This is a genomic window from Xanthomonas sp. CFBP 8443, assembly GCF_025666195.1.
In the GTDB taxonomy this organism is placed as follows: Bacteria; Pseudomonadota; Gammaproteobacteria; order Xanthomonadales; family Xanthomonadaceae; genus Xanthomonas_A.
Window position 1 is genome coordinate 303,330 of the sequence record NZ_CP102592.1, and the last position, 17,827, is coordinate 321,156.

The window sequence follows — 17,827 nt, forward strand, 5'->3', positions numbered from 1 at the left end:
AAGCTGCTGGGAATGCTGCGATCCGGCTGGGTCGTGACCATGGTCGGGCTGCTGCTGGCGGCGCTGCTGATCTGGCTGATCGGCCCCTACATCGCCATCGCCGGGCACCAGCCGCTGGCCGGCGCGGTGCCGCGGTTGCTGCTGATCCTGCTGCTGGTCGGCGCGTGGGCCGGCTGGCTGCAGTGGCAGCAGCTGCGCGCACGCCGGCAGAGCCGCCAGCTGGCCACCGAGATGGCCACGCCGTCGGCGCTGGACGCGCTCGGCGACGACCGCCAGGCGCGCGGCGCCGACGAACGCGAGCAATTGCAGGCGCGCTTCCACGAGGCGGTGCAGATCCTGCGCAAGCGCCGCGGCGGCGGCGACCTGTATACGCTGCCGTGGTACGTGGTGATCGGTCCGCCCGGCTCGGGCAAGAGCACCTTGCTGCAGCATTCCGGGCTGCATTTCCCGCTCGCCGCGCGCTTCGGCCAGCAGGCGCTGCGCGGCATCGGCGGCACCCGCAACTGCGACTGGTGGTTCACCGACGAAGCGGTGTTCCTGGACACCGCCGGCCGCTACACCACGCAGGACTCCGACCGCCAGGTCGACGCCGGCGCATGGATCGATTTCCTGCGCCTGCTGCGCCGCTATCGCCGCCGCCGCCCGCTCAACGGCGTGCTGGTGACGATGAGCATGTCCGACCTGCTGCTGCTCGACGATGCCGAGCGCGACCTGCACGTGCAGGCGATCCGGCGCCGCCTGGACGAGCTCAGCGAGCAGCTGAAGATGAGCGTGCCGGTGTACCTGGTGTTCACCAAGTGCGACCTGATCGGCGGCTTCGGCGAGTTCTTCGACGATCTCAATCCGGAACAGCGCGCGCAGGTGTGGGGCGTGTCGTTCCCGCTGCCGCGCAGCCTCGACGGCACGGCCGCGCGCGGCTTCGCCGACGAGTACGCGCTGCTGCAGGAGCGGCTCAACGCGCGCCTGTTCGAACGCATGCACGTTGAGCGCGCCCGCGCCCGGCGCGCGGCGATCCTGTCGTTCCCGCAGCAGTTCGCCGCGCTCGGCGAAGCCGCGCGGCAATTCGTCGAAGGCGTGTTCGCCGGCACCGCCTACGGCACGCCGCCGCTGCTGCGCGGCGTGTACCTGACCTCCGGCACCCAGGAAGGCACGCCGATCGACCGCATGATGGGCGCGGTGGCGCGCACCTTCGGCCTGGCCGAGGCCAGCGTGCAGGCGCCGGGCGCGCAGCGCCGCACCTTCTTCGTCGAACGCTTGCTGCGCCAGGTGCTGCTGCGCGAATCCGGCCTGGCCGGGCGCGCGCCGGCGCTGGAGCGGCGCCGCGCCTGGCTGCAGGCGGCCGGGTATGCCGGCATCGCGCTGCTCGGCGTGCTGCTGCTGGGCGGACTCACCGGCAGCTATCTGGGCAACCGCGCCTACCTGCAGCAGGTGCGCGCGGCGTTGGACGCACGCCCGCACAGCCCCGATCCGGACAGCGCGGCGACCACGCCGCAGTATTTCGCGCTGGCGCTGCAGCAACTGGAAGGCACCCGCACGCTGGCGCAGGTCGCGCAGCAGTACCGCGACGGCGCGCCGTGGTCGATGCGCATGGGCCTGTACCAGGGCGATGCGGTCGGCGAGGAACTGCACGACGCCTACCTGCGCCAGCTCAACGGCACCCTGGTGCCGGGCGTGGCGCTGCGCCTGCGCCAGGGCATGGCCGAGAACGCCGGCGCGCCGCAGGCGCTGTATTACTACCTCAAGGGCTACCTGATGCTGGGCCAGCCGCAGCACCTGGACGCGCAGCAGCTGACCGCGCTGAGCGCGATCGAATGGCGCAAGCTGTTCCCCGGCGACAGCGTGCTGCAGCAGGCGCTGGCCGGCCACTTCCAGGCGCTGCTCGACGCGCCGGGACGGCTGCGCGCCTTATCGCTGGATCCGGCGCTGCTGGAGCAGGCGCGCAACACGCTGCGCTCGGCCGACCTGGCCACGCTGGTGTACGGCAACCTCAAGCTGTCGCAACCGCAGGCCGGCGCCGAGCCGTTGCAGCTGGACAAGGCGCTGGGCCTGCTCGGCAACGTGTTCCAGCGCAAGAGCGGCGCACCGCTGTCCGAACCGCTGCCGGCGCTGTACACACAACCGGTGTTTGCCGCGCTGGCCGCGCAGGGCATCGGCGAGGCGGTGGAGCAGTTCGTGCGCGACGATTGGGTGTTCGGCCCGCGCCGCATCGACGCGCTGGGCAAGGCGCGGCTGGCGCAGCAGGTGCGCGTGCTCTACGAACAGGACTACATCCGCTACTGGGACGGCCTGCTCGCCGACCTGCAACTGCAGCCGGCCGCGGACCTGCAGCAGGCCAGCACGATCGCGGCCAAGCTGGCCGGGCCGAGTTCGCCGCTGCGGCTGCTGCTCGGCGTGGTCCGCGACAACACCCAGCAATTGCTGCGCGCGCCGCCGCCCAAGCCAGGGCAGGACGCCGCCACCGCGGCGGCGAGCAAGGCCGGCGCGAAACTGGCGGCCAAGCTGCCCGGCGGCAACGCGGCCATGGCCGCGGCGCTGGCCGCCAGCGGCGACGCCGGCGCTGCCGCGGCCACGCCGCCCGGCGCCGCCATCGCCAGCCATTTCGCCGCGCTCAACGCCCTCGCCGACGGCGCGCCCGGCGCCACGCCGCTCGACCACCTGCTCGGCGTGCTCGACCAGCTCGGCAAGACCTTGCTGACCATGACCGATCCGGCCACCGCCCCGGCGCAGCCCAATGCGCAACTGCTGCTGGCGCAGCAGGAAGCGGCGCAGTTGCCGCCGCCGCTGTCGACCTGGCTGCAGGCGCTGGCCGGCAGCAGCGCCGCGCTGATGGCGCGCGGCGCGCAGACCGCGCTGGACGCGCAGGTGCAGCAGGCGGTGGGCGTGGTCTGCGGCGAATTCGTCAAGGGCCGCTATCCGTTCGATCCGGCCAGTGCGCAGGAGATCCCGTTGCAGAACTTCGGCGAACTGTTCGGCGTCGGCGGCCGCTTCGACGCGCTGTACCGCGACGCCTTGCAGAAGCTGCTCGACACCAGCGGCCGCGACTGGCGCTGGAAGCGCGGCCCCGATGCGCTGGCCGGCGCGCCAGGGTTGCCGGCGCAGCTGCAGCTGGCCGAACGCATCAAGCAGAAGTACTTCCGCGGCGCAGCGCAGCCGGAGGTCGGCTTCACCGTGCTGGCGCCGACCCTGGACCCGGAGGTGACGCGGCTGACCGTGGACATCGAAGGCCAGCGCTTCGACTACACCGCCGGCGGCATGGACAGCATGCCGATGAAATGGCCCGGGCCCACGCCCGGCCACGTCAGCATCGCCGCCTTCGGCGCCGACGGCGCCGCGCTCGGCCGGCTCGACTACCAAGGCGACTGGGCGCTGTTCCGCGCCCTGCAGGCCGGCGACCTGCAGAACCCGTCGGACCTGCGCTTCGTCGCCCATTTCGACGTCGGGGGGCATGCGGTGCAACTGCCGTTGCGCGCCGGCAACCTGCGCCATCCCTTCCTCGACGCCGACGTGCGTCGTTTCGCGTGTGGAGGTTGAGGATGCAGCCGATGGCATTGCCCGGATTCTTCGGCAAGCTGCCCAGCGCCGGCGATTTCGTGCAGCGGCGCTTGCCGCCGGCATTCGTCGAACCGTGGGACCGGCACTTTTCGCAGCTGATCGCCGGCGCGCGCGACCAGCTCGGCACGCAATGGGCACCGGCCTACCGCGGCAGCGGCCTGCACGCGTTCGTGCTCGGCAGCGGGCTGTGCGGCGGGGTGGCCTGGGCGGGGGTGCTGGGGCCGGGCGAGGACCGCGTCGGCCGTTGCTTTCCGCTGGCGATCGCGCTGCCGCTGGCGCAGGCCGCGCCGGACCGCAGCTGGTATGCACGCGCGGCCATGCTGCTCGGCCAGGCGCTGGCCGATCGCACCATGGGCGTGGAGGCGTTCGACGCGCAGCTGCAGGCGCTGGCGCCGGATCCGGACGCCACCGCCATCCCCAATGCGCCGCGTGCGTTGGCCGGGCAAGCGTTGTGGTGGAGCGGCGACGGCGTGGTGCAGCACAGCGTCGGCCTGTTGTCCGCGCACGACTATCTGGGCTGGCTGGCGCCAGCCGCGCTCGCGCTGCCGGAGGCCGCGCGCTGATGGCCGCGCTGCACTACCGTTCCGCCGGGCGTACCGAAACCGGCAAGGTGCGCCGCCACAACGAGGACGCGCTGCTGCTGCGCGACGACGCCGGCCTGTGGGTGGTCGCCGACGGCCTCGGCGGGCATGCCGCCGGCGACTACGCCAGCGGATTGATCGTCGAGCGCCTGGCGACGCTGCCGCGCGCGGCCGACGTGTGCGACTTCATCGAGGCGATCGAGGACGCGCTGGCGCAGATCAACACCGAACTGCTGCACTGCGCCGAGCAGCGCCAGGTCGACATGATCGCGTCCACCGTGGTGCTGCTGGTGCACGATCCGGACTTCATGCTGTACGGCTGGGTCGGCGACAGCCGCGGCTACGGCCGCATCGGCGGCGCGTTGCGCCAGCTCACCCGCGACCACGTGCACGGGGTCAAGGACGACGCCACCCAGTTCGGGCAGGCCGGCGCCGGCGCCGAGCCGGCCGCCAACGCCGGCGTGCTGACCCGCGCGGTCGGCGCGCAGGAGCCGCTGTTCGTGGACTGGGTGCTGGCGCCGAGCGTGTCCGGCGCGCAGTTCCTGCTGTGCAGCGACGGCATCAACAAGGAAATCCCCGACCCGGAGCTGGACGTCGAGTGCCGCCTGCATGGCGAGCCGCAGGCGCTGCTGGCGCGGTTGTTCGAATTGGCGATGGGCCGGGCGGCGCGCGACAACGTCACCGCCGTCGTCGTCCGCCTGCAGGAGTGAAGGACGTGCATGAAGATACCGCTACCGTCGTCGAGCTGGTCGCCGCGATGCGCACCGGCGAGCTGGACCTGAAGGCCGTGCTCGACGCATTGGCCAAACGCAGCGCCGTGCCCGAGGCCGATTACCGGGCCGGCGTGGAAACGCTGTGGCAGCTGCGCCAGCAGCAGGTGCTCGACGACGTCACCGTGACCACGCTGGTGACGCGGCTCGACGCCTTGCGCGCCGACGCCGGCGCCGCGCCGGCCGCGTCCATCGACGACGACGCCACCGTGGTGATGCCGCGCCGCGCCGTGCCGCCGCCCGCGGCCGCCGAGGACGACGCCACCCGCGTGCAGCCGGCGATGCCGCTGCCGCAGGCCGGTACCGACGGCACCGCGGCGACCGGCACCGGCGGCGCGACCGGCACCGCGGGCACCGCCAGCCTGTCCAGCTGGCAGCGTCTGGCCGATGCCGCCGGCGGCGACTACGCCACCGTCGGCACGCTGCTGAAGGGCCGCTTCTACCTGGAGCGCGAACTGGGCCGCGGCGGCATGGGCGTGGTCTACCTGGCGCGCGACGAACGCAAGGTCGAAGCGCGCGACCGCGACCCGTGGCTGGCGGTGAAGGTGCTCAGCGACGAGTTCCGCCGCCATCCCGATTCGCTGGTGGCGTTGCAGCGCGAGGCGCGGCGCTCGCAGAAGCTGGCCCACGACAACATCGTGCGCGTATACGACTTCGACAAGGACCGCACCCTGGTCTTCATGACCATGGAGTACATCGACGGCTGCGACCTGAAGACGCTGATCCGCGAACAGGCCTACAACGGCATGTCGCTGGCGCGCGCGCGATCGCTGATCGAGGGCATGGCGCGCGCCCTGGCGCGGGCGCACGCGGCCGGCGTGGTGCATTCGGATTTCAAGCCGGGCAACGTGATGGTCACCCGCGACGGCGTGGCCAAGGTGTTCGACTTCGGCATCGCCCGCGCCGGCAAGCACGCCGCCGACGTGGCCGGCGAGCAGACCGTGTTCGACGCGGCCACGCTCGGCGCGCTGACCCCGGCCTACGCCAGCCTGGAGATGATCCGCGGCCAGGAACCCACGCCGGCCGACGACATCTACGCGCTGGGCTGCGTGTGCTTCGAACTGCTTACCGGCAAGCATCCGTTCGACAAGCTCAGCGCCGAAGTGGCGCTGCGCGACAAACGCGTGCCGCCGCCGGTGCCGGGCCTGACCAAGCGCCAGTACCAGACCCTGTGCGCGGCGGTGGCGTTTCCCGCCGCGCAACGCCTGGACAACGTGGAAGCGCTGCTGGACGGCCTGCGCGAGGTGCCGCTGCGCGAGCGCGCGCTGCCGCTGCTGGGCTACGGCGCCGCGGTACTGGTGCTGGCCGGCGCCGGCGGCTGGGGCGCGTCGCGCTATCTGCACCAGCGCCACCTGGAGCAGGTCACCGCGCGCTTCGGCGCGGCCGATCCGCAGCGCTACGTCGACGAGACCCAGGCGATGCAGGCGCTGGCCAGCCTCGACGACGACGACCGCCGGCGCCTGCTGGTGGACCGCGGCGACCTGATCCAGGATTTCCTGCTGCGGCGCCTGGACGCGCTGTGGAATCCGTCCAGCGGCCGCTACGACTACCGCGGCGCCTTGCAGGTGTTCGCGCTGCGCGACCGGCTGCGGCTGTATTCGCCGGCGCTGGATGCGCGCCGCGAGAGCATGGAGCGCGAGAAGAACGAGCGCCTCAACGCGCTCGACACCACGCTCAACGCGCAGGTCGCCGCCGGCGCCATCTTCCGCGACCGGGCCGACAACGCGCTGGCCACGCTGGACCAGGTGCGGCGCATCGATCCGAACAGCGCGCTGCTGCGGCATCCGGAACTGGAGCTGCGCCTGGATGCGGCGATCCAGCAGTCGGCCGACGCGCAGCAGTGGGCGCAGGCACGCACCCGCCTGCAGCAGGCGCGCGCGGCGCTACCCGATTCGCTGCGCCTGCAGTTGCGCGGCGCGCAGCTGCAGCTGGCGCAGCACGACAGCCAACCGGCGGTGCCGGCGCCGCACGACCCGGCGCAGGCGCGCAAGGCGCTGGCGGCGCTGCTCGCCGCACCGTCCGCCGATCCGGACTGGCAGGACAACGTCGAAGCGGCGCTGGCGGTGCTGCCGGCGGCCGAGCGCGACGCGCAGGATGCGGCGCTGGCGGCGGCGATCGCCGACACCGTCGCGCCGCAGAGCGATCCGCTGCAGTTGCCGGGTGCGCAGGCGCTGGTCGACTTCGGCCTGACCCAGGCGGCGCATGCGCCGCAGCTGCTGGCCCAGCGCGAACGTCTGCAGACCCTGCAGCAGCAACTGCAGACGATGCTGGCGCGCGAAAGCGCCGAGGCCGAGGTGGCGTCGCGGATCGAATCGATGCGCCGCGCCGCCGCCGCCAACGACCTGGACAAGGCGCGCCAGGCGCTGGCGCGCATCGCCAGCCTGCAGCCCCAGCATCCGTTCCTGCAGAAGGAAGCGCCGCAGCTGTTGGCCGGTGTCTATCTCGGCAACGCCGCCGGCGCGTTCCGCCAGGGCCGCTATCGCCAGGCCGCCGACGTGCTCGGCCAGGGCGTGGCCGCGCTCGGCGAGCGCGCCGAACTGCGTGCCGCACAGGCCCGCTACGACGTCGCCGCAGCGGTGATGGACGGCGGCGCGCAGGCCTTGCCCGCCGCCGAGCGGCAGCGCCTGGGCCAGCGCCTGGAGGCGCTGTACCGCAGCGATGCGCAGGCGATGACGCAGCTGGAAACCGAACTGAAGGCGCGCGGGCAATTGCCCGAAGGGACGCTCGGCGCGCGCCTGCAGCGCCAGGCCGGCAGCGATGCGCCCAGTTCCGATGCGCTGGCGCCGACCGCCGCCGCGGCGACCGCGCCGGCCGGCAAGGACCCCGCGCGCAAGCCGGCGAGCGGCAAGCCCGCCGCCAAGCCGGCGGCGACCGCGCCCGCGGCCAGCGAGCGCACGCCTGCCGCCGGCGCGGCCAGCGACGAGGAGCCGCTGCCGCCGGTCCCGACCGGTCCCGACCCGTGCGCCGCCGCCGCACCCGGACGCGGCAAGCCCTGCTTCGACGCACTCGGCGCGCAGCGCGGGCCGATGCTGGTGACGGTGCCCGGCCTCGCCGGCGGCAAGCCCTACGCGTTGTCGCGCGCGGAGGTGGCGGTGGCCGACTTCAACCTGTTCTGCCAGGCCACCGGCAAGTGCACCGCGCAACCGGCCGGGGATGCGGAACTGGCGCGCGCGCCGGTGCGCAACATCAGCCTGACCCAGGCCCGCGCCTATCTGCGCTGGCTGACCATCGCCAGCGGCGGCTGGCGCTATCGGCTGCCCACCGATGCCGAATGGCAGCACGCCGCCCAGGCCGGCAGCGACTGGCGCCAGGCCGAGGACAGCAACTGCGTGCCGCCCACCGCCAGCGCCGGCGATGCCACGCGCGCGCCGCTGCCGCCGCGCGGCCGCGAACCCAATCCGTGGGGCCTGATCAACCTCACCGGCAACGTCTGGGAATGGGTCTCCAGCGGCGCCGGCGTGCAGGCGCGCGGCGGCAGTTTCGCCAGTTACTGGGCCGATTGCACGGTGCAGGCGCGGCGCGCCGACAACGGCTCGGCGCAGCCGGACGTGGGTCTGCGGGTGCTGCGGGAATTGCCATGAACGAGGCCCAGCAACTGGCCAACGCGCACCTGCACGCGCTGGCCGAGGCGTACCAGCACGGCCGCATCGGCCGCGACGAGTACCGCGCACGCCGGCGCAACGTGTTGGCCGCTGCGCGCAGCGTCGACCAAGGCGTCACCCACCGCAACGCGCTGCGGCCGACTGTCGCCGCAGCGGCGCCTGCGCGCGCGCGGCACGAGCCGCTGCCGCTGCTGTTCGCCGACGCGCACGCGCGCCGGCGTCGGCGCCTGTTGGCGGCGTTTATTTTCGTGACGCTGTTCGCTTTATTGCTGCTATTCTTCGCTGGCGCAATGCCCGCGTTCGCAGGGCATTCGAAAGCGACGGCCGTTGCTGGCACGTTGGTTCCCTGTCCCGCTGCCCACCTGGCCGCGGCACACGTGGCGACCACCGGCAGCGCCGGCGCACGACAGGGAATCGTTCCAGGGGAAATCGAATGCGTATGACGTGTCTGGCCGCGGCCGTGTCCGCGTGGCTTGCTGCTGCTCCGGTGCACGCGCAGGCCCCGCCTGCCGAGGCCGATGCCGGCGTGGCCGCCGCGGGCGCCAACGCCACGCTGCCGCCGCTGAAGGAGCGCGACAACGAAGCGGTGACCCTGCAAGTGCGCGGCTTCCGCGTGCGCGACGTCGGCGAGCACCCGCGCGAGGGCATCACCCCGGCCACGGTGCAGGCGCTCGCCGACGCGCAATTCCAGACATTGGCGCAGGGCCAGCCCGCCGTGGCGTTGCGCTTCGACCAGTTGCAGGGAGTCGCCGACGCCATCACCCGCGCCTACCGCCTGTCCGGTTTCATCGTCAGCACCGCCTACCTGCCGGCGCAGACGCCGGGGCCGGAGCAGCTGGTCGAGATCCGCGTGCTCGAAGGCCGCATCGGCGACGTCGAGGTCAAGGGCGCATCGCGCTATCGCACCGGCACCCTGGCGGCGCCATTGCGGCAATTGCAGGGGCGGCCGCTGCGCAAGCAGGACGTGGACGGCGCGTTGCTGTACGTGCGCGACCTGCCGGGCGTGTCGGTGTCCTCGGTGCTGCAGCCGGGCAAGCGCGAGGGCGAGACGGACGTGCTGTTGGTCGCCAGCGAAGCGCCGCGCCCGTACACGGTCAGCCTGGGCGGCAACAACTACGGCACCGAGCTGACCGGCCGCTATCGCGCCCAGCTCGGCCTGGCCTGGAACAGTCCGCTGGGCCTGGGCGACGTGCTTTCGGCCAACTACGCCTATTCGTTGGATCCACGGCAGAGCCAGATTGGCGCGCTGTCCTATGCGCTGCCGGTGCCGGCGGTGCCCGGGCTCGGCGGCGTGATCGGCGCCAGCCGCAGCGAACTGGAAGTGCGCAACGGTGTGTTCGCCGCGCTCGGCCTGAAGGGGCCGACCTCGGTGGTCTACGCCGGCAGCGACTGGAAGTTCGTCAACCGCGAGAACCTGCAATGGCAGGCCTCGTTGCGCTACCTGCGCGAGCAGTCGCAGCTCAGCGCGGCCGGCATCCGCCTGTCCGACCAGAAGTTCGACGTGGTCGAACTGGGCACTGCGTTGCGCCGTACCGACCTGCGCTGGCGCGGCATCGACCTGCTGCAGCTGAGCCTGCGCCAGTCGCTGAAGGACCGCTCGGCCACGCCGGACCTGGTCAGCCCGCAGCACGACAGCCATTTCACCATCGCCCGGCTCGGCTACACGCGCATGCAGTACCTCAGCCGCACCCAGCGCCTGTACCTCAAGCTCAACGGCCAGTACAGCGACAACGCACTGACCCCGATGGAGCAGTTCGCGGTCGGCGGACCGGACAGCGTGCGCGCCTACCCGGTGTCCGACGCGCTCGGCGACCGCGGCTACTACACCGCGCTGGAGTACCACGTCGATGCGCCCGGTTTCGCCGATGCCGCCTCGCCGTTCAACGGCCGGCCGTGGCGCGAGGTGCTGGAGCTGGACGTGTTCGCCGACCACGCGCGCGTCTATCCGGCCGGCGGCAACCGCGCGCTCGTCGCAGCGGTGGAGACCTTCGACGGCGTCGGTGCGGGGCTCACCCTGCGCGTGCCGCAGTTCAAGAGCTTCGAACTGCGGCTCAGCGCCGCAAAGCCGACCGGCGGGCGCGATGCGTCCGACGGCCGCGACGTCCGCTTCTATTCGCGTTTCGGCTTCACCTTCTGAGGATCCGTCCATGTCCGCCATCGCCCCCGCTTCGATCGCCACCCGTGCCGCACGCCGCTGCGCGTTGCGCCATTCGCCGCTCGCGCTGGCCTTGGCGGTCGCGCTCGGTGCCGTGGCACCCGGCAACGCGGCGGCGCAGGTGGCCGCCACCCAGTTACCAACCGGCGGCAGCATCGCCGGCGGCACCGGCACCATCAATCCGGCCAGCGGCGCGACCCTAACCATCGACCAGACCTCCAGCCGGATGGCGTTGAACTGGTCCGCGTTCGACATCGGCTCGGTGGCAACGGTGACATTCAACCAGCCGTCCACCAGCGCCGCGGTGCTCAACCTGGTACAGGGCGGCAATCCCACGCAGATCTTCGGCAACGTCAACGCCAACGGCCAGGTGTTCCTGATCAACCCCAACGGGATCATCTTCGGCAGCACCGCGCAGTTCAACGTCGGCGGACTGGTGGCCAGCACCCTGGGCACCACCGCCTCCAACTTCATGATCGGCAACGACGTGCTAGACGCCGGCGGCAACATGGTCGCGCTGATGTCCAACAGCGGCACCATCAACGCCGCCGCCGGCGCGGTCGACCTGATCGGCGGCAAGGTGGTCAACAGCGGCACCATCAACGCCACCGCCGGCAACATCAACCTGGTCGGCGCCGACAAGGTCACCCTCACCTTCGAAAGCGGCGGCTTCGGCGTCGTCGTCGACAAGGCCTTGCAACTGCAGCTGGACAGCGTGGCGGTGGAAAACAGCAACGTCCTCAGCGCGCCCGGCGGCATCGTGACGCTGCAGGCGCGCGCCGCGCAAGGCCTGTTCGACCAGTTGATCAACAACAGCGGCACCATCACCGCCGCCGCCCTCAACAGCGGCAGCGACGGCAGCGTGTCGCTGGTCGCCAACGGCGGCGGCCAGACCGGCATCGGCGGCAGCGGCAGCATCGACGTGGGTAGCGGCGCGATCAACATCAGCACCGACCGCAGCGTGCAGCAGAGCGGCATCTACACGGCTGGCACCTTGGGCGGCAGCATCGGCGGCGACGCCAGCTTCAGCGGCAGCAACCACATCGCCGCCCTCGCCAGCCTGAGCGTGGACGGCAACCTGAGCCTGTCCAACGCCATCGACCTGACGCAGTCCGGTGCGCTGACCGTGGGCGGCAGCAGCAGCTTCTCGCTGGGCAGCCATGCGCTCACCCTGGACAACGCCGGCAACGACTTCGGGCAGGCGGTCGGCCTGAGCAGCGGCAACACCACGATCGCCGACAGCGGCGCGCTGACGCTGGGCACGCTGGCCACCGGCAACCTCACCGCGACCAGCACCGGCGCCTTGAACCTCGGCAGCGGCACCGTGACCGGCACCCTGGCCGCGACCAGCAACGGCGGCGCGATCACCCAATCCGCAAGCGGTCCGCTGACGGTGACCGGTACCAGCAACCTCGATGCCGGCATTGGCGCGATCACTCTGCAACAGACAGCTAACGATTTCGGCGGCGCGGTGTCGCTGACCGGCAGCGGTGTCGCCTTGACCGACAGCAACGCCCTGACCATCGCCGCGCTGATCCTGGGCAACAACAGCGCGCTGTCGTTGAACGCAGCCGGCACACTGACGCTGCCGTCCAGCGCGATCGATACCGGCAATGCCAACCTGAGCTTGCACAGCGGTAACGTCCTGACCACGGCCGCAGCGCTGTCCGGCACCAACGTGAGCCTGAGCGGCGACGACGGTATCACCCTGGCGCACGACGTCACCGCCACCGGCCCGCTGATGCTGACCGCCGTCGACAGCGCGATCACGCAGAGCGCCGGTGCGCTCGCCGTCACGGGTACCAGCCACGTCGACGCCGGTAGCGGCGCAATCACCCTGACCGGCGCGGGCAACCATTTCGGCCAGGCGGTCAGCCTGACCGGCGGCACCACCCAGATCACCGACAGCGGCGCGCTGACGCTGGGCACGCTGGCCACCGGCAATTTCACCGCGACCAGTAACGGTGCACTCAACCTCGGCAGCGGCACGGTGACCGGTACCTTGGCCGCGATCAGCAATGGCGGCGCGATCACTCGATCCGCGAGCGACCCGCTGACGATCACCGGTACTAGCACCCTCGACGCCGGCAGCGGCGCGATCACGTTGCAGCAAGCGGGCAACGATTTCGGCGGCGCCGTGTCGCTGACCGGCAGCGGCATCGCCCTGGCCGACGCCAACGCCTTGACTATCGCCGCGCTGACCCTGGGCAACAACAGCGCGTTGTCCCTGTATGCGGGTGGCACACTGACGCTGCCGGGCAGCGCGATCGATACCGGCAATGCCAATCTGAACCTGCACAGCGGCAACGTGCTGGCCACGACCGCGGCGCTGTCCGGCGCCGACGTGAGCCTGAGCGGCGACGACGGCATCACCCTGGCGCACGACGTCACCGCGACCGGCACGCTGGCGCTGACCACCGTCGACAGTGCGATCGCACAGAGCGCCGGCGCACTCACTGTCTCCGGCACCAGCGGCATCAACGCCGGCAGCGGTGCGATCGCCTTGACCGGCGCCGGCAACCACTTCGGGCAGGCGGTGAGCCTGACCGGCGGCACCACCCAGATCACCGATAGCGGCGCACTGACCTTCGGCACGCTGGCTACCGGCAATCTCACCGCGACCAGCAATGGTGCGTTGAACCTCGGCAGCGGCACGGTGACCGGCACGTTGAACGCGACCAGCAACGGCGGCGTGATCGGTCAGACCGCCGCATTGACGGTGACCGGCAATGCCGACATCAATGCCGGCAGCGGTGCCATCGATTTGGGCCAGGCCAACGACTTCCAGGGCGTGGTACGCCTGACCGGTGCCGACACGACAATCGCCGACCGCAACGCACTGACCCTGGGCAATCTGGCCACCGGCAACCTCACCGCCACCAGCAACGGCGTCCTGAACCTGGGCGGCGGCACGGTGACCGGCACGCTGGACGCGGCCAGCAACGGCGGCGCGATCGAGCAGACCGCGGCGTTGACGGTGAGCGGCAACGCCGACTTCGTCGCCGGCAACGGCGCCATCACCCTGGACCAGGCCAACGCCTTCCAGGGCAGCGTCGGCCTGACCGGCGGCAACGCGACGCTCACCAACGGCGGGGCACTGACGCTGGCCGCCAGCACCCTCGGCGGCAACCTGATCGTCGACGCCAACGGCGCCATCACGCAGAACGGCGCGCTGCGCGTGGACGGCACCAGCAGCATCCAGGCGCGCGGCAACGCGATCGGCCTGGGCGGTACCGGCAACGACTTCCAGGGCATGGTGAGTCTGGCCGGCGGTGTAGTGACCATCGCCGACAGCAATGCACTGCTCCTGGGCACACTGGCCACCGGCAACCTCGACGCCTCCAGCAATGGGGCGTTGAACCTGGGCAGCGGCACGGTGACCGGCACCTTGACCGCGACCAGCGGCGGCGGTCCGATCACCCAGTCGGCCACCAACGGACTCACCGTCACCGGCACCAGCGACTTCAATGCCGGCACCGGCTCGATCACCCTGACCACCACCGGCAACGACTTCGGCGGCGCGGTCGACCTCACCGGCGGCAGCACCACGATTGCCGACAGCAACGCACTGCTGCTGGGTGGCCTGGCTACCGGCAACCTCACCGCCGCCAGCAATGGCGCGTTGAACCTGGGCAGCGGCACGGTGACCGGCACCTTGACCGCGACCAGCAGCGGCGGCGCTATTACCCAGTCGACCACCACCCGGCTCACCGTCACCGGGACCAGCGACTTCAATGCCGGCACCGGGTCGATCACCCTGACCACCAACGGCAACGACTTCGGCCAGGCGGTCGGCCTGACCGGCGGCAGCACCGCGATCGCCGACAGCAACGCACTGCTGCTGGGCAACCTGGCCACCGGCAACCTCACCGCCGCCAGCAATGGCGCGTTGAACCTGGGCCGCGGCACGGTAACCGGCGCCTTGACCGCGACCAGCAACGGCGGTCCGATCACCCAGTCGGCCACCAACGGACTCACCGTCACCGGCACCAGCGACTTCAATGCCGGCACCGGCTCGATCACCCTGACCACCACCGGCAACGACTTCGGCGATGCGGTCGACCTGACCGGCGGCAGCACCACGATCGCCGACAGCAACGCACTGCTCCTGGGTGGCCTGGCTACCGGCAACCTCACCGCCGCCAGCAATGGCGCCTTGAACCTGGGCCGCGGCACGGTGACTGGCACCTTGACCGCGACCAGCAGCGGCGGTCCGATCACCCAGTCGACCACCACCGGACTCACTGTCACCGGGACCAGCGACTTCAATGCCGGCACCGGGTCGATCACCCTGACCACCACCGGCAACGACTTCGGCCAGGCGGTCGACCTGACCGGCGGCATCACCACGATCGCCGACAGCAACGCTCTGCTGCTGGGCAACCTGGCCACCGGCAACCTCACCGCCGCCAGCAATGGCGCCTTGAACCTGGGCCGCGGCACGGTAACCGGCGCCTTGACCGCGACCAGCAACGGCGGCGCCATCACCCAGTCGGCCAGCAACGGACTCACCGTCACCGGGACCAGCGACCTCGATGCCGGCGCCGGATCGATCGCCCTGACCACCAACGGCAACGACTTCGTCGGCGCGGTCGACCTGACCGGCAACGGCATCGCGCTTGCCGACCGCAACGACCTGGAGGTCGCCGCGCTGCACAACGGCAACGATGGCCGCGTCGCGCTGGTCGCCGACGGCTCGCTGTTCCTGCCGGCCGCCGCGATCGCCACCGGCAGCGGCGACCTGAGCCTGGTCGCGCGCACCGGCACGCTGCGCCTGGGCGGCGCGCTGAGCGGGCATGACGTCACGTTGGGCAGCGGCAACGCCCTGCTCCTCACCGACGATGTCGCCGCCAGCGGCGACCTGCAGATCACCACCGTGAACGCCGCGCTCGACCAGGCGGCCACCGCTGCGCTGACGGTCGACGGCGCCACCACCGTGAACACCGGCAGCGGCGCGATCGCGTTGACCGGCGCCGGCAACCATTTCGGCGGCACGGTGGATCTCACCGGCGGCGCCACGCAACTGCGCGACAGCGGTGCGCTGCGCCTGGGCACCCTGTCGGTCGACAGCCTGGCGGTCACCAGCGGCGGCGCCCTCGGCCTGGGTCAGGGCCAGGTGCGCGGCACATTGCAGGCCGACAGCGGCAACGCCGCGATCGGCCAGAGCGGCGCGCTGCGCGTGGACGGCGACGCCATCGTGACCGCTGGCAGCGGCGCGATCACCCTCGACCAGGCCAACCGGTTCGCCGGCACGCTGCAGCTCAACGGCGGCGACACCCGCATCCGCAGCGTCGACGCACTAAGCCTGGGCACCTCCAACGTCGCCACGCTGCAGCTCACCAGCAATGGCGCGCTGCGCCAGCAGGGCGCGCTGACGGTGACCGGCGCTGCCGCGATCGACACCGGCAACGGCGCGATCGCGCTGGACCACGACGGCAACGACTTCCAGGACACGCTGTCGCTCGTCGGCGGCGCCGCCCGCATCCGCGACGCCAATGCGTTGGCGCTGGGTACGCTGGCGCTGGCCTCGCTGGACGTCGCCAGCCACGGCGCGCTGAACGTGGGCGACGGCAGCATCGCCGGCGCCCTGGTCGCCGACAGCGGTGGCAACACGCTGACCCAGCGCGGCGCGCTGCAGGTGGGCGGCAGCAGCACGATCGACAGCGGCGCTGCCGCGATCACGCTGGACGATGCCGGCAACGACTTCGCTGGCGAAGTGAACCTCAGCGGCGGCGCGACCAGCGTGCGCGACCGCAACGCGCTGACCCTGGGCGATGTGGCCGTCGCCGGTTTGACCGCGACCAGCAACGGCGCCTTGTCGCTGGGCCAGGGCAGCATCGGCGGCGACCTCGTCGCGCGCAGCGACGCTGCCGGCGGCACTACGTCCACCATCGCCACCGCCAGCGCCGCCACGCCCGCGGCGAGCGGCGGCGACATCGGCCAGCGCGGTGCGCTGACCGTCGCCGGCGCCACCACGCTCGATGCCGGCAGCGGTGCGATCGCGCTGACCGATGCCGGCAACGACTTCCAGGGCCTGGTGCAGGCGCGCGGCGGCGACATCGCCATCGCCGATCGCAACGATCTGACCGTGGCGGCGCAGGCCGGCGGCACGCTGGCGCTGAGCGCGGCCGGCGCGCTGCGCACGGCCGGCACGCTGAGCGGCAGCAGCATCGGCTTGAGCGCCGGTGGCGACCTGGGCCTGGGCCACGACGTGACCAGCGGTGGCGCGCTGCAGCTGCGCAGCGGCGGCGCGATCGCGCAGAGCGCCGGCACGCTGCGCGCCGCAGCGCTGAGCGGCCGTTCCGGCGGCGCCACCACCCTGACCGGCGGCAACGCGATCGCCGCGCTCGGCGAGTTCGGCGCGACCCAGCTGAGCCTGCGCACGCTCGGCGACCTGCGCGTGACCGGTCCGGTCGCGGTCGCCGGCGCGCTGCGCCTGGACGCCGTCGGCGACCTGGCGATCGACGGCACCGTCGGCGCCCAGAGCGCCTGGCTGCAGGCCGGCGGGAACCTGACCGAAGGCAGCGCCGGCCGCCTCAGCGCCGACACGCTGAGCGGCAGCGTCGGCGGCAGCACCCGGCTGGGCGCCGCCGGGGCGGCGATCGACAACCGCATCGGCACCCTGGGCGATTTCGCCTCGCCCGGCGGCTTCAGCCTGAGCAACGGCCAGAGCCTGACCCTGTCCTCGCTCAACGGCAGCGCCTACACCGTCAATGCCGGCACCGCGGCGCTGTACCTGGCGGTGCTCGGCGACCTGCTGCAGACCGACACCACCTGGCTCTACGACGGCGCCGGCACGTTCTCGGCCAGCGGCCGCATCGGCACCGCCGCCAATCCGATCTACGTGCTCGGCGTGCGCAACCAGACCGTGGCGGCGGTCGGCCTGCCGCCGGCGTACTTCTACGCGCTCGCCGCCGACGGCAGCCTGCTCGGCGTGGACGGCGAATCGGGCATCAACGTGCCGACCTCGGTGTTCGCCAGCCGCGCGCAGAGTTCGAGCAACCGCACCATCGCCTACGTCGACCTGAGCGCGGCCAACGCCAGCTACCGCGCGTTCGGCCTGGTCAAGCCGGGCCTGCGCCTGCCGGCCGACCAGCAGCCGGCGTGCGATGCGGACGACCCGGATGCGCAGTGCGCGCACGAGTGAGCGCACCGCACGCCGTCCCG

7 protein-coding genes are annotated in these 17,827 nt (G+C 72.1%); all 7 read left to right on the plus strand.

The genetic code is table 11. From position 1 onward, the window contains the following. Positions 1-12 precede the first annotated feature (12 nt). The 7 genes from tssM to NUG20_RS01255 are packed head-to-tail and all read left to right on the plus strand — an operon-like array spanning position 13 to position 17,807. A complete protein-coding gene (gene tssM / locus NUG20_RS01225) occupies positions 13-3,531 on the plus strand; it encodes a type VI secretion system membrane subunit TssM (RefSeq protein WP_263396662.1) in 3,519 nt (1,172 codons plus the stop codon). An 11-nt stretch (positions 3,532-3,542) separates the two neighbouring features. Beyond that, entirely contained in the window at positions 3,543-4,115 is a 573-nt protein-coding gene (gene tagF / locus NUG20_RS01230; protein ID WP_263396663.1) for a type VI secretion system-associated protein TagF, read from the plus strand. Further along, entirely contained in the window at positions 4,115-4,843 is a 729-nt protein-coding gene (locus tag NUG20_RS01235; protein ID WP_263396664.1) for a PP2C family protein-serine/threonine phosphatase, read from the plus strand. The genes tagF and NUG20_RS01235 overlap by 1 nt, the downstream gene beginning before the upstream one ends. Positions 4,844-4,848: 5 nt before the next feature. Beyond that, a complete protein-coding gene (locus NUG20_RS01240) occupies positions 4,849-8,484 on the plus strand; it encodes a bifunctional serine/threonine-protein kinase/formylglycine-generating enzyme family protein (RefSeq protein ID WP_263396665.1) in 3,636 nt (1,211 codons plus the stop codon). Further along, on the plus strand, positions 8,481-8,948 hold the full coding sequence (locus tag NUG20_RS01245; protein WP_263396666.1) for a hypothetical protein: 468 nt from the start codon (positions 8,481-8,483) through the stop codon (positions 8,946-8,948). Before NUG20_RS01240 ends, NUG20_RS01245 begins: the two co-directional genes overlap by 4 nt. Further along, entirely contained in the window at positions 8,945-10,642 is a 1,698-nt protein-coding gene (locus NUG20_RS01250; RefSeq protein ID WP_263398588.1) for a ShlB/FhaC/HecB family hemolysin secretion/activation protein, read from the plus strand. Before NUG20_RS01245 ends, NUG20_RS01250 begins: the two co-directional genes overlap by 4 nt. A gap of 10 nt (positions 10,643-10,652) precedes the next feature. Continuing rightward, complete coding sequence (locus NUG20_RS01255) at positions 10,653-17,807, plus strand: two-partner secretion domain-containing protein (RefSeq protein WP_263396667.1); 7,155 nt, start codon at positions 10,653-10,655, stop codon at positions 17,805-17,807. Positions 17,808-17,827 lie beyond the last annotated feature (20 nt).

Bases quoted from the DNA above. Each gene is read 5' to 3' on its own strand.
- NUG20_RS01250 (WP_263398588.1), top strand. From the start codon at position 8,945: ATGACGTGTCTGGCCGCGGCCGTGTCCGCGTGGCTTGCTGCTGCTCCG.
- tagF (WP_263396663.1), top strand. From the start codon at position 3,543: ATGGCATTGCCCGGATTCTTCGGCAAGCTGCCCAGCGCCGGCGATTTC.
- NUG20_RS01245 (WP_263396666.1), top strand. From the start codon at position 8,481: ATGAACGAGGCCCAGCAACTGGCCAACGCGCACCTGCACGCGCTGGCC.
- NUG20_RS01235 (WP_263396664.1), top strand. From the start codon at position 4,115: ATGGCCGCGCTGCACTACCGTTCCGCCGGGCGTACCGAAACCGGCAAG.
- NUG20_RS01255 (WP_263396667.1), top strand. From the start codon at position 10,653: ATGTCCGCCATCGCCCCCGCTTCGATCGCCACCCGTGCCGCACGCCGC.
- tssM (WP_263396662.1), top strand. From the start codon at position 13: ATGCTGCGATCCGGCTGGGTCGTGACCATGGTCGGGCTGCTGCTGGCG.